11 protein-coding genes are annotated in these 12766 nt (G+C 72.4%); 8 read left to right on the forward strand and 3 right to left on the reverse strand.

Going from position 1 to position 12766, the window contains the following annotated elements; all coding sequences use genetic code 11:
* Window positions 1–7: 7 nt before the first annotated feature.
* The 8 genes from fliE to fliK all read left to right on the forward strand — a co-directional run bounded on the left by fliE (window position 8) and on the right by fliK (window position 8661).
* Complete coding sequence (gene fliE, locus ACZ3I4_RS16720) at window positions 8–373, forward strand: flagellar hook-basal body complex protein FliE (protein ID WP_465382801.1); 366 nt, start codon at window positions 8–10, stop codon at window positions 371–373.
* Window position 374: 1 nt separating this feature from the next.
* A complete protein-coding gene (gene fliF, locus ACZ3I4_RS16725) occupies window positions 375–2003 on the forward strand; it encodes a flagellar basal-body MS-ring/collar protein FliF (protein WP_465382802.1) in 1629 nt (542 codons plus the stop codon).
* Between the two features lie 103 nt (window positions 2004–2106).
* A complete protein-coding gene (fliG, locus tag ACZ3I4_RS16730) occupies window positions 2107–3132 on the forward strand; it encodes a flagellar motor switch protein FliG (protein ID WP_465382803.1) in 1026 nt (341 codons plus the stop codon).
* Window positions 3116–3796 (forward strand): FliH/SctL family protein, encoded by a 681-nt coding sequence (locus ACZ3I4_RS16735; RefSeq protein WP_465382804.1) that lies wholly within the window; start codon window positions 3116–3118, stop codon window positions 3794–3796. The genes fliG and ACZ3I4_RS16735 overlap by 17 nt, the downstream gene beginning before the upstream one ends.
* Window positions 3797–3817: 21 nt before the next feature.
* The gene (locus ACZ3I4_RS16740; protein ID WP_465382805.1) at window positions 3818–5125 is read left to right on the forward strand and encodes a FliI/YscN family ATPase; all 1308 of its coding nucleotides are present in this window, start codon (window positions 3818–3820) and stop codon (window positions 5123–5125) included.
* A gap of 137 nt (window positions 5126–5262) precedes the next feature.
* Window positions 5263–5706, forward strand: coding sequence for a flagellar export protein FliJ (locus tag ACZ3I4_RS16745; RefSeq protein ID WP_465382806.1), 444 nt, complete (start codon window positions 5263–5265; stop codon window positions 5704–5706).
* Complete coding sequence (locus tag ACZ3I4_RS16750; RefSeq protein ID WP_465382807.1) at window positions 5703–6704, forward strand: transglycosylase SLT domain-containing protein; 1002 nt, start codon at window positions 5703–5705, stop codon at window positions 6702–6704. The genes ACZ3I4_RS16745 and ACZ3I4_RS16750 overlap by 4 nt, the downstream gene beginning before the upstream one ends.
* A 31-nt stretch (window positions 6705–6735) precedes the next feature.
* Window positions 6736–8661, forward strand: a complete 1926-nt coding sequence (gene fliK / locus ACZ3I4_RS16755) for a flagellar hook-length control protein FliK (RefSeq protein ID WP_465382808.1) — start codon at window positions 6736–6738, stop codon at window positions 8659–8661.
* Between the two features lie 64 nt (window positions 8662–8725).
* Here the strand turns inward: fliK and ACZ3I4_RS16760 are convergent, their stop codons facing one another.
* Genes ACZ3I4_RS16760 through flhA form a run of 3 tightly spaced genes read right to left on the reverse strand, consistent with a single transcriptional unit; the run spans window position 8726 to window position 12631 of the window.
* The gene (locus ACZ3I4_RS16760) at window positions 8726–8965 is read right to left on the reverse strand and encodes a hypothetical protein (protein ID WP_465382809.1); all 240 of its coding nucleotides are present in this window, start codon (window positions 8963–8965) and stop codon (window positions 8726–8728) included.
* Entirely contained in the window at window positions 8962–10584 is a 1623-nt protein-coding gene (locus ACZ3I4_RS16765) for a hypothetical protein (protein ID WP_465382810.1), read from the reverse strand. Before ACZ3I4_RS16765 ends, ACZ3I4_RS16760 begins: the two co-directional genes overlap by 4 nt.
* A complete protein-coding gene (flhA, locus tag ACZ3I4_RS16770) occupies window positions 10574–12631 on the reverse strand; it encodes a flagellar biosynthesis protein FlhA (RefSeq protein ID WP_465382811.1) in 2058 nt (685 codons plus the stop codon). Before flhA ends, ACZ3I4_RS16765 begins: the two co-directional genes overlap by 11 nt.
* Window positions 12632–12766: the final 135 nt, after the last annotated feature.

Below are 12766 nucleotides of genomic sequence, written 5' to 3' on the forward strand. Positions count from 1 at the left end.
GTAGGCGATGGTCTCCCCGATAAGCCCGATCGGCAACCCGTTCGGCAGCATCTCTCCGGTGTCCGGGCTCGACAAGGTCACCGACATCGGCCACCTGGGCGCGGCCGGCGCACTGACCGGCACCGACAAGGCCACCGAGGCGCAGGGACCGAACGAGAGCTTCGCCAGCATGCTGTCGCGCGGCCTGGAAAGTGTGCAGGCGGCGCAGGGCAAGGCGAGCGACCTCGCGGTGCAGGCCGCCGACGGCACGCTGCAGGACCCGGCCCAGTACACGATGGCGGCCAACGAGGCCCAGCTCGGCCTCCAGCTCACGCTGGCCGTCCGCAACAAGGCCGTCGAAGCTTTCCAGGAAATCATGAGGATGCAGGCCTGACATGACCGACCGCCTTCCCGCTCCGGTTCGCCGCGTCACGGACACGTTCCGGTCCTTCACCCCGGGACAGAAGGCCGTCACGATCGCGGCAGTCATCGCGCTCGTCGTGGGCGCCTACTTCTTCGCCACGTGGGCGTCGAAGCCCTCATACTCGATTCTCTTCAACAACCTCTCGTCCAAGGACGCCAGCGCGATCGTCGAGTCACTGAAGAAGACCGGCACCAGCTACGAGCTGGCCAACGACGGCCAGACCATCCTGGTGCCGCAGGACCAGGTGAACGACCTGCGCCTGTCGCTGAGCGGCGAGGGCCTGCCCGGCGACGCCGGCACCGGGTATGCGCTGCTCGACCAGCAGGGCATCACCACCAGCGACTTCATGCAGCAGACGAACTACCAGCGCGCCCTCGAGGGCGAACTCTCCAACACGATCAAGTCGATCGAGGGCGTCGAGGCGGCCACCGTGCACCTCGTAATCCCCAAGAAGGACGTCTTCGCCGACGAGCAGGACAAGCCGACCGCGTCGGTGCTGGTAGCCTCGAACGCCAGTCAGCCCCTGGACAGCCAGCAGGTGCAGGCCATCGTGCACCTGGTCGCCTCGAGTGTGGAGGGGCTGGACCCGACCGAGATCACCGTGGCCGGCGCGGACGGCAAGATCCTCTCTACCGGTGGTGGTGCGGCCATCGGCACCGGCGGGGACAGCGGGACTGAATCCCAGACGGTCGCCTTCCAGAACCGGATGAACCAGTCCATCCAAAGCATGCTGGACAGCGTCGTCGGGCCCGGCAACTCGTCCGTGGTGACCACGGCGCTGCTCGACTTCGACCAGACGCAGACGACCAGCAAGAGCTACAACTCCGACCCGTCGGTGCCCGCGCTCTCCGAGCAGAACTCGCGGGAGGCGTACAACGGCGCCAACAACTGCGCCGGCGGCGTACTCGGGCCGGACAACATCGCCGGCCCCGGCTGCACCACCGGCGGGGGCAGCAGCAGCGGGCCGGGTCAGTACGAGAACAGCACGAGCGTCAAGAACAACGCCGTCAACGAGGTCAACGAGGTGCGCCGGAGTGCCCCGGGCGGCATCAAGAAGCTCAACGTGGCCGTGCTGCTCAACAGCAGCACCGCCGGCACCATCGACCCCGCCCAGGTGCAGCAGCTGGTGACCGCGGCGGCCGGCATCGACAGCACCCGCGGCGACACGATCGCGGTCTCGGCGATGCCGTTCGACCAGAGCGCGGCCAAGGCGGCCCAGGAGGCCCTGGCCGCCTCCTCGACGGCGGCGCAGCAGGCCAAGCAGATGTCGCTGATCAAGACGGGCGCGCTCGGCGTGATCGTGCTGGCCCTGCTCTTCCTGGCCTGGCGCTTCAGCCGCAAGAGCAAGAAGCGGCGGGGCCTGAGCCCCGAGGAGCGCAAGCACCTGGAGGACATGCAGGCCGCGCTCGAGGCGCAGCGGCTGGCCGAGCTCAACCAGGCGATTCCCTCGCAGATGCTGGAGGCCGGCATGGCCGTGGACGACACGAACGTGCAGGCTCGCGAGGAACGCCAGCGGGAGATCGAGCAGATGGTCAAGGATCAACCTGACGAGATGGCGGTGCTCTTGCGCGGCTGGCTGGCCGCCGATGTGACGCGCTGACCTTCAAGCGGCGGCCGGCTCAGCCGGCCGCCGCCACCGCCTTTCCGCGTCGGCGTGACGATGCCGGCCGGATGTTCCTGCTGACGGTCCGAGGGAGTACGCGTTGACCACACCGGCGCTCACCACCATGTCGATGACGGGCGTGCGCAAGGCCGCCATCATGCTCGTGCAGTTCGGCAAGGAGCAGTCCGCCCAGATCATGTCGCAGATGTCGGAGAAAGAGGTCGAGATGGTCTCGGCCGAGATCGCCCGGCTCGGCAAGCTGGAACCGACCCAGGTCGACGACGTGATGGACGAGTTCTATGCCATGGCCACCACCCGGTACGCCGGTTCGGGTGGCATGGACTACGCCCGTGAGCTGCTCGAGGCCTCACTGGGCAAGGACCGCGCGGCGCTCATCCTGGACCGCCTCGAAGCCTCGATGAACGACATCCCGTTCAACTTCCTCAGTCACGCCGACCCCCGGCAGCTGCTCTCCTACGTGCAGTACGAGCATCCGCAGACGATCGCGCTGGTGCTCGCGCACATCCCCTCGGCGCTGGCCTCGTCGATCCTGGCCGGTCTCCCCCTCGAGGTGCAGACCGAGGTCGCGCACCGCATCGCGGTCATGGACCGCACCTCCCCCGAGATCATCCGCCAAGTCGAGCAGGCCCTGCAGCGCAAGCTCTCGTCCGTGCTGCAGCCCGACGATCTCTCCACCGTCGGCGGCCTGCAGCCCCTGGTCGACATCATCAACCGCGCCGACCGCACCACCGAGCGGCTCATCCTGGAAGCCCTGGACGCCCGCAGCCCCGAGCTGGCCGAGGAGATCCGGCGCCGGATGTTCATGTTCGAGGACATCATCAGCCTCGAGGACCGCGCCATCCAGCTGGTGCTGCGCCAGGTGGAGCCGGCCGACCTGGCCACCGCCCTCAAGGGTGTGCCCGACACCGTGCGCGACAAGGTCACCAAGAACCTGTCCGAGCGCGGCCGCGAGAACCTGCTCGAGGAGATCGACCTGCTCGGCCCGGTCAAGGTCAAGATGGTCGAGGAGGCCCAGGCCAAGATCGTCTCGGTGATCCGGTCGCTCGAGGACTCCGGCCAGATCGAGGTCCAGCGCGGTGGCGAGGCCGATGAGCTCATCGCCTGAGAGCAGCAGCCCCGTGCTGCGCGGCTCGATGGCCGAGTCGGCCTCGGCGGCCCGGTTCTCGGTCGACCTGCGCACCGGGCTGCCGGTCGACGGCGACTCGCTCGACCGCGCCAAGCAGCAGGCCCGCACGGCCGGTTACGCCGAAGGCTGGGCCCAGGGCCAGCGCGAGGCGGCCGCGGCCGCGCAGAACGCGCAGGCCCGGGCCGCGGCGGCCGAGCAGGCCCACGAGCAGCGCCGGGCGACCGCGCTGGCCCAGGCGGTCAACGCGCTGGGCCGCGCCGTCACCGAGCACGAGAACCAGCTCATGCCCACCTTCGCCGAACTGCAGGAGGTGCTGCTCGCGCACGCCTTCGAACTGGCCGAGGCGATCGTCGGGCGCAGCCTGGAGGACCCGCAGGGCCGCACGGTGGCCGCGCTGCGCCGGGCCATGGCGGCCACCCCGGACGCGGGCTCGCTGGTCGTCAGCCTGCACCCGGACGACTTCCACACGCTGGTCGGCGACGCCGGCGAGACCGATTTCGAGTACGAGGGACGTCAGGTGCGTCTGCGCCCGGACGGCTCGCTGCGGCCCGGCGACGCGATCGCCGAGACCGGCATGGCGACCGTGGACGCCACCATCGCCGCCGCGGTCGACCGCGCCCGGGAAGCGTTGCGGCTGCTGTAGCGCCGGAAAAGGAGTCGCAGGATGACGGATGTGTTCCGCCACCGCATGTCGGCGGCGATCGAGGCGGCCCGCCCGCTCACCCGGGGCCGGGTGACCGGGGCCGTCGGCCTGCGCGTGACCGTCAGCGGGGTCGACGCCCGGGTCGGCGACCTGGTGCAGATGGGCGAGGGCCCGGAGGCGATCTTCGCCGAGGTCGCCGCCATCGACGGCGAAAAGCTCTCCTGCCTGCCGCTCGGCCCGATTGCCGGTCTGGGCGCGGGCACGCCGGTGACCAGCACGGGCGGTCCGCTGCGGGTCGCCGTCGGACCCGACCTGCAGGGCCGCATCCTGGACGGGCTTGGACGCCCCATGGACGGCGGGCCGCCGCTCAAGGGGCACATGGTCAGCATCGACGCGGCACCTCCGTCGGCCATGGAACGGCAGCTGGTCGACAAGCCGATGCCTCTGGGCGTACGGGTGCTGGACACGCTCGTGCCGTGCGGGCGGGGGCAGCGCATCGGCATCTTCGCGGGCTCCGGCGTCGGCAAGTCCACGCTGATGAGCATGATCACGCGGGGCACGTCGGCCGAGCTGAACGTCGTGGCTCTGGTCGGTGAGCGCGGCCGCGAGGTACGCGAGTTCATCGAGCACGACCTGGGCGAGGAGGGACTGGCCCGGTCGGTGGTGGTGATCGCGACCTCGGACACGCCACCGCTGGTGCGGCTGCGGGCCGGCGCGGTGGCCACCCGGATCGCCGAGTACTACCGCGACGAGGGCGCCGACGTGCTGCTGATGATGGACAGCGTGACCCGGGCGGCCATGGCCCAGCGCGAGGTGGGCCTGTCGGTGGGCGAGCCGCCGGCCACCCGCGGATATCCGCCGTCGGTGTTCGCGATGCTGGCCTCGCTGCTGGAGCGGGCCGGGCCGGGCGCGCGGGGCAGCATCACCGGCCTGTACACCGTGCTGGTCGAGGGCGACGACCACAACGAGCCGATCGCCGACGCGGCCCGTTCGATCCTCGACGGCCACATCGTGCTCGACCGCAAGCTGGCCACCGCCGGGCACTTCCCCAGCATCCAGGCGCTCGACTCGATCTCCCGGGTGGCCAACAAGATCACCACCAAGGAACAGCGCGCCGACGCCACCGAGCTGCGCCGCCTGATGGCCGCCCACCGCGAGGTCCGCGAGCTGGTCGAGATCGGCGCGTACGTGGCCGGCACCAACCCGGACGCCGACCGCGCGACCGCGATCTGGCCGCACATCAACGCGTTCCTGCGCCAGGGCCTGGACGAGCGCGTCACCGCCGACGAGGCCTGGGCCCAGCTACGCGCCCTGATAGCCGCCGCCTGACCCAAGCAACGCCATAAACGCGAGCGGAGCGACGCCATAAACACAGTTGCAGCTCGGGTGCAGGACCTCAGCGATTGGGGTCCGGGGCCGACCGGACAAGGTGAGGGCCCTTCCCCGGCCGTGCTAGGAGGCAGATCGTGAACCGTTTCTTCCGGCTCTCTCCCGTGCTCCGCGCCCGCAAGGCTCAGGAGGACGCGGCCAAGGGCGCGGTGATCCAGTCGCGCGCCCAGATCCGTGACGCCCAGGCGCTCGTACGCCGGAAGCAGCTCGATCTTGTCGGTGCCGAGGCGCCCACCGAGGGCACGGCCCGGGCGATCGTGGCCTCGATCGTCGCCCGGCAGTCGCTGGCCGGCGCCCTGATGAGCGCCCATCGGATGGTCGAGGACGCCGAGGAGCTCGAGCGCGAGCGCATGGCCGTGCTGGCCGACGCGGCCAAGCGCCGTCGCGCGGTCGAGATGATGGCCGAGCGGCACGCCGAGATGGTGCGGGCCAACGACCTGCGCCGCGACCAGGCCAACCTGGACGAGCTGGCGATGACCAGCAAGGTCCGCAACGCCGCCCGCAGCGGGGGCGCTGAATGATCGGTGTCACCGGGGTGCTCAACCGCATCCAGGAGCTCCAGACGCAGCTCGGGCTCACGCCGGTCAACCCGGCCCCGGGCGCCGCCGGTACGGTCGGCACCACCGGCGCCGCCGGCACCACCAACTTCGCCTCCGCCCTGGCCAGCGCCACCGGCCAGGCCGGCGCCGGCCTGCGGCTGAACAGCCAGGCCACCGGCCAGAACGTGGTCGATGCGGCCAAGAAGTACCTGGGCACCCCGTACGTCTTCGGCAGCACCGACCCCGACAAGGGGCTGGACTGCTCGGCGCTGGTCCAGCGCGCGTACGGCGACCTCGGCATCAAGCTGCCCCGGCTGTCGCACCAGCAGGCCAAGGCGGGCGAGCCGGTGGCCAACCTGGCCCAGGCCAAACCGGGCGACATTCTCGCCTTCGACTCCCCCGTCGACCACGTCGCCATCTATCTCGGCGACAACAAGATGATCGCGGCCCCCAAGCCGGGCGACCAGGTCAAGATCCAGAGTGTGTACGAGAAGCCGACGCACATCCGCCGCGTCGTCCCGGACTTTCCCACGGTCGCGCCGAACGCCGTCTCGGCCGTCCGCCCGGCCAGCCTGCAGGGCACCGGATCGCTGGCCGGTGTGCCCTACGCCGACCTGTTCGTGCAGGCCGGCAACCGGTACGGCGTCTCGCCCAAGCTGCTCGCGGCGGTGGCCAAGGTCGAGTCCGGGTATGACCCGAAGGCGGTCAGCAAGGCCGGCGCCCAGGGTCTGATGCAGCTCATGCCGTCGACCGCGCGCGGCCTCGGCGTCAAGGACTCGTTCGACCCGGCCCAGGCCATCAACGGTGGCGCCAAGCTGCTGGCCCGCAATCTGCGCGAGTTCAAGTCGCTGCCGCTGGCCCTGGCCGCGTACAACGCGGGCGGTGGCGCGGTGCACCGATACGGCGGCATTCCGCCGTTCTCGGAGACCCAGGCGTACGTCCCGAAGGTCCAGAAGGCCCTCGCCGCGCTCGGCGGCTGACCGGCCGACCGCTCGATCTGAGGAGAGCCGCATGAAGATGCCGAATTCCGTCAGTGGCGCCGACCGCGCGTCGGCCGCCGACATCGCCCGTCGCCCCGGCAACAAGCGGGGCGAGGGCGCGGAGGAGTTCGGCTCCGCGCTCTCGGCCGAACTCGACAAACCGAAGCGGGACGACAACTCCCGGCCCGAGAACCGGGACGCCGCGGGCCGGCGCGCCGGCGAGGACCGGGCCGCGGATCGGGCCGCCGACCGGCGGGCCGACGCCGACCGGGTGGCCGTGGGACGCAGCGCCCTGCAGCGCGAGGCCGCCGACCGGGCCGCCGCGGTCAACCGGGCCGACCAGCGCCGCGCCGACTCCGGCAGCCGGCGCGGGCCCGACCGGGACACCGCCGCGGGCCGCGCCGACGCCGACCGGCCCCGCACGGACGCCGACCGGCCCCGCACCGACCGGGCTGACGCCGACCGCCGCACCGACCGGCCGGGCGAACGGCGAGACCCCGACCGGGCCGGCGACGCCGAGCGGGCCGGCACCGCGGGGACCGGCACGGACCGCACCGAGACCTCGGGCCGCGACCGCGCCGGATCCGACGGCAAGGCCACCGAGACCAAGACCGACGAAGGCGCCGAAGCCAAGCCGACCGATCCCCAGGCCGCCGCGGCCGCCCAGGGGAACGCCGCTCAGGCGGCCGTGGCCGGAGCGAGCGCTGCGGTGGCCGGAACGAACGCCGCCGTAGCCGGTGCGAATGCCGCCGTAGCCGGTGCGAATGCCGCCATGGCCGGTGCCAACGCCGCCGGGGCCGGTGCCAACGCCGCCGGGGCCGGAGCGAACCCCACCGTCACCCAGGCCGGGCCCGCACCCGCCGCGCCGGGCACACCGGCCGAGGCCGCAGCCGCCGGCGTCCCGTCCGTCGGCGGTCCCGCCCAGCGGCCCGCCGGGGTCCCGCCCACCGGCGCCACAAACGTGCCCGGCACCCCGGCCGCCGCCGGTACACCACCGACCGCCACCGGGCCCGGCACGCCCCTGCCCCCGGCCCTGGCCGCGCAGATCGCCCAGAGCGGCGCCGTTCAGCCCGGGGACGGCCGCCCGGCCACCGGCACCGACCCGACCGGCACCGCCACCCCGGCCGGCCCCTTGGCCGCCGCCGACGCCGCGACCGCGCTCACCGCACCGGCCACCACCGGGACCCCGATGGCCGGCCCGCGTCCGGCCGGCCTGACGCCGCCCCCGACGACCCCGGCGACCGACGCCGCCACCACTCCCACCGGCCCCACCCCGGCCCCGGCCGACGCCGCCCAGCCCGCCCCGGCCCAGCCGGTCGCGCCGGCCGACCCGGCCGCAGCCGATGCCACCGCCGGCATCGTGACCGCCAACCCGGTCGATCCCGCGGCCGTGCCCGGCGTGGCTCCGGACGGCACCGCCACCCCGGGCGCGCTCGGCCAGGCCGGCCTGGCTGGGGTCTCGGGCCCGCAGGCGACCGCCCCGGCCGCGCCCGCCGCCGGGGCCCCGCCGCCGCAGGCTCCGGCCCAGCCGTTCCAGCCGCCCGCCGCCCAGCTCGCCATGCGGATCGTGCCGCTCAAGCTGGACGCGGACGGCGTGCACCGGCTGACCGTGCACCTGCACCCGGTCGACCTGGGCCCGGTGCAGGTGGTCGCCGAGATCCGCAACGGCGAGATCAACGTGCAGCTGACCAGCGGCACCGACGCCGGCAACGAGGCGCTGCGCAACGCCATGGACGACCTGCGGCGCGAGCTGAACGACGCCGGCTTCCGCAACACGTCGCTGGACCTGCGGCAGGGCAACGCCCAGCAGGAGCAGGCGCGTCAGCAGTTCGCCGCGGCCGGTTTCCCCGGTGGCGGCCGACGCGACGACGGTCCGGCCCCGGCGGCCGCCGAGACGAACGTGCCGACGATCCGGCCCGCCGCCCCGGGTTCCAGCCGGCTGGACACCACCGCGTAGCGAACCGGACACAGCAAAGAGGGGGTGGCCGCCGAAGCGGTCACCCCCTCTTTGTGTGGACCTGTCAGGCCGGCTTCTCCGCGTCGAGCGGGGTCGGTGTCACCGGGGTGCCTTCCGGCTTCCCCTCCGGCCGGCCGTATCCCGCGGTGACGAACCGCAACCCCGCGAGCAGCAGGGCAGCGATCGGCACGGCGATCACGAACCGGATCAGAACCTCGGTGAGATCGACCTCGTCGAGCACGTAGCGGTACAGCGCCGGCGCGCTCATCAGGAGCGCGAACAGCAGGACCGACGGACGAATCACTGCCGCACCGAGCGGGTGACGCGCCGCGGCGCCGCGGCGACCGGCATGACATCCGACGCGATCCGCGCGCAGAGCATGGCCGCCCAGGCGTGCGGGGTGGCCGGCTTGCCGTCCAGCGAATAGATCGGCAGGTCGAGCCCGAGCACCGAGGCCGGGTCACCGGTCAGCTCGACGCCGTGCACCACCAGCGACTCGACCTCGCCCAGTGACCGCAGGTGGCGGCCGCTGTCCGCGGTCTTGCGGGTGGCGTCGACGATCGCCCAGACCGCGGTGGCCCCGATCGCGTCGCACATCTCGTTGACCCAGATCGGGTCGGTGCCGCCGACCGGCGCCTCGAGCACGACGACCCAGGGCTCCTCGGCGCTGTGCAGCTTCTCGGTGCGGGTCTCGGCCGCCTCGGGCGTCGAGATCAGCCGGGAGGAGTGCAGCCCCGTGCCGGCCGTCGACTGGGCGGCCAGCAGGAGGTGGTTCTCCGGGACGCCGATCTGCTCGAGCAACTGGCGGCCGATGGTGACGCCCATGTTGATGTCACCCGCGAGCACCAGAATCTCGCCCGGCCCGTCCGGGATTCCCGGTGCGCTGGGCCGCGCGGCCAGCACGCTCAGGACCCCGGCGTACGTGTCGCTGCCGGTGATCTGGCGGGCCATGTTCTCCGGCATGCCGACCGACATCAGGTTCCGTACGACCGGCTCGTTGTCGGCGACCGGGGTGGCCGCCGCGGGCGCCGGGGCCGGGACCGCCGAGACGGGCGAGGCCTGCTTGAACCCGTACGGCTCGGCCGGGGCCGGCGCGGCGACCGGCTCGGGCGCCGGAGGCACCTCGTCGATCTCGATCTCGCTGGCGGCCAGGCCACCGATCCGGTCGGCGAGCCGGGGCGCGGGCGAGGTCGGCGCGACGGCCGCGGGCGACGTCGGCGCGACGGCCGGGGCGGCCGCGGGCGGCTCCGGCATGAAAGCGGCCGGGGCGGCGGGTGACTGCGGCGCCACCGCGGGCGGCGTGGGCGCCGCGATCGGGGCCGCGATCGGGGCCGGGGGCGGGGCGGGCGTACGGGCCACGTTGACCGGCGCCTCGCTGGCCGCGGCCGGGCGGAACGGCCGTACGGTCGGGGTCTCCTCCCGCGGTGGCTTCGGACGCGACGTGAGCTGGTCGCCGCCGTTGAGACCGGCCATCAGCTCGGCGAACGCGGCCCCGGTGTCCCCGAGTGCGGCGGTGCGGCCCTCGTCGGCCCCGAAGTTGTTCTCGGCCGCCGGCCGGGGCGTGGTCTCGCCGGGCCGGGTCATGCCGAACGACGCCGGCGTCACCGACCGCGGCGAGGCCGTGCCGAACGGGCGCGGCGCACTCCGTCCCGTGTCGTCCATCCGGTCCTGCGATTCGGCCCGTTCGAGGAGCCGTTCCAGGCTGTGCTGGCCGGTGTCGGCCGTCTTCGTCCGCTGAGCCATGTCATTCCTGTCCTCGTTCGGGTCCGGCACCTCGACCGACAGCTCGTAATGCTGTTTCGCGAAGAAGCCACCGACACCGCCACTGCGGACCTTGTCGGCGGAGATGATCCGGACACGGGAGCCGTACTCATCGCGCACCTGAGCCAGAAGAGGCTCGATGGCCGGTCCCTCAAGCAGCACCCGCGTAGGCACCGTTGACCACCCCAATCGTCTCGATCTGTGCTGTGGAACCAGAGATTTCGCCGTACGACAGCACCTGAACTCGGCGCGATCCGGCGCGCAGTAGTCGCATCAGTGGCAGCCGCAGCTGTGGCGAGCAGGCCAGCACCGGGGCCAGACCCTGCTGTTCCGCGGTCTCGGTGAGCCGGGCCGCCTCGCTGACGATCGCCTCGGCACGCATGCCGTCGATCGCCATGAAGGCCCCCGTCTCACTGGGCCGCAGAGATTCGAGCAATTGCTGCTCGAGCATCGGATCGAGCGTGATCACCGTGAGTCGGCCGGCGGTCGTGTACTGGGCCGCGATAGCGGGACCCAGCGCCGCGCGGGCCGCCTCGACCAGGCTGTCCTGGTCGACGGAGACCTTCGCTCGAAGGGAGAGCGCCTCGAAGATGCGTACGAGGTCGCGAACGGGCACACCCTCGTCGAGGAGCGCCTGAAGCACTTTCTGGATCTGGCCGAGGCTCAGCACCGCGGGGGTGAGCTCCTCGACCACGACCGGGTGGGTGCGCTTGACCATCTCGGTCAGCGCGCGCACGTCCTCGCGGCCGAGCAGGCGGCTGGCGTTGCTGCGGACCACCTCGGCCAGGTGCGTGATGATCACGCTGGCCCGGTCGACGACCGTCGCGCCGGAGAGCTCGGCCTGGTAGTGCAGCTCGGACGGCACCCACTTGCCGGGCAGGCCGAAGACCGGTTCGACCCCGGCCTTGCCGGGCAGCCCCTGCAGGCCGTCGCCGATCGCCAGCACCGTGCCGGGCGGCGCCTCGCCGGTTCCCGCGTCGACGCCGGAGATCCTGATGGCGTACGAGGAAAGCGGCAGGTCGAGGTCGTCGCGCGTGCGCACCGGCGGCATGATCACGCCCAGCTCCATGGCCATCTTGCGGCGCAGCGCCCGTACGCGGTCGAGCAGGTCGCCGCTGCTGGCGTCGACCAGGTCGACCAGGTCCGGCGACAGCGCGAGCTCGAGCGGGTCGACGCGCATTTCGCCGAGCAGTTGTTCGGGCGAGTCCGCGGGCGGCATCTCGACCGCGTCCGCGGCCGCCGCCGCGGCCAGGGCGGCCTCGTCCTCGGGCACCGGGTCCTTGAGCCGCTGGGCGGCGACCAGGATGGCCGCCCCGACCAGCAGGAAGGGCACCTTGGGCAGGCCCGGGATGACGCAGAGGGCGAGCGCGGCGCCACCGGCGATGCGCAGCGCGAGCTTGTTCTGGCTGAGCTGGGCGGTGACGGTCGAGCCCATGTCGCCCGAGGTGGCCGAGCGGGTCACGATCAGACCGGTGGCGACCGACAGCAGCAGCGCGGGGATCTGCGAGACCAGGCCGTCGCCGATGCTCAGCAGGCTGTAGTGGTTCATCGCGTCGCCGGCCGCCATGCCCTGCTGGGCCACGCCGATCGCGAACCCGCCGACCAGGTTGATCAGCGTGATGATGACGGCGGCGATGGCGTCGCCCTTGACGAACTTCGAGCCACCGTCCATGGCGCCGTAGAACTCGGCCTCGGCCGCCACGTCGGCCCGGCGCTGCTTGGCCTGGTCCTCGTCGATCAGGCCGGCGTTCAGGTCGGCGTCGATCGCCATCTGCTTACCGGGCATGGCGTCGAGGGTGAACCGGGCGCCGACCTCGGCCACGCGCTCGGCGCCCTTGGTGACCACGACCATCTGGACGATCACCAGGATCAGGAAGATCACGAGGCCGATGACCAGGTTGCCACCGACGACGAAGCTGCCGAACGCGTGGATCACCTTGCCGGCGTCACCGTCGCGCAGCACCAGCCGGGTCGCGCTGATGTTGAGCGCGAGGCGGAAGAGGGTGGCCACCAGCAGCAGGGCCGGGAACACCGAGAAGTCGAGCGGCTTCTGAACGAACATGCTGGTCAGCAGGATCAGCAGGGCCGCCGTGATGTTGAGCGCGATCAGCGTGTCCAGCAGGAAGGTCGGCATGGGCACGACCATCATGAGGATGATGCCGATGACCCCGACGGGTACGGCAAGCCGGCTGATGTTGCGTTTCTTCACGGCACCTTCCAGGAGTGGACGTGGGAGCCATCCCTGCGCGGGGTTCGCCGTCCTGGCGTACTACTGATCGGCGTTCCGTCGCCATCGCTGAGCAGGGGCTGCTCTCGCAAAGCGATCTTCCCCCGTTCGAGGTAC

Source organism: Actinoplanes sp. NPDC021490 (assembly GCF_055562135.1).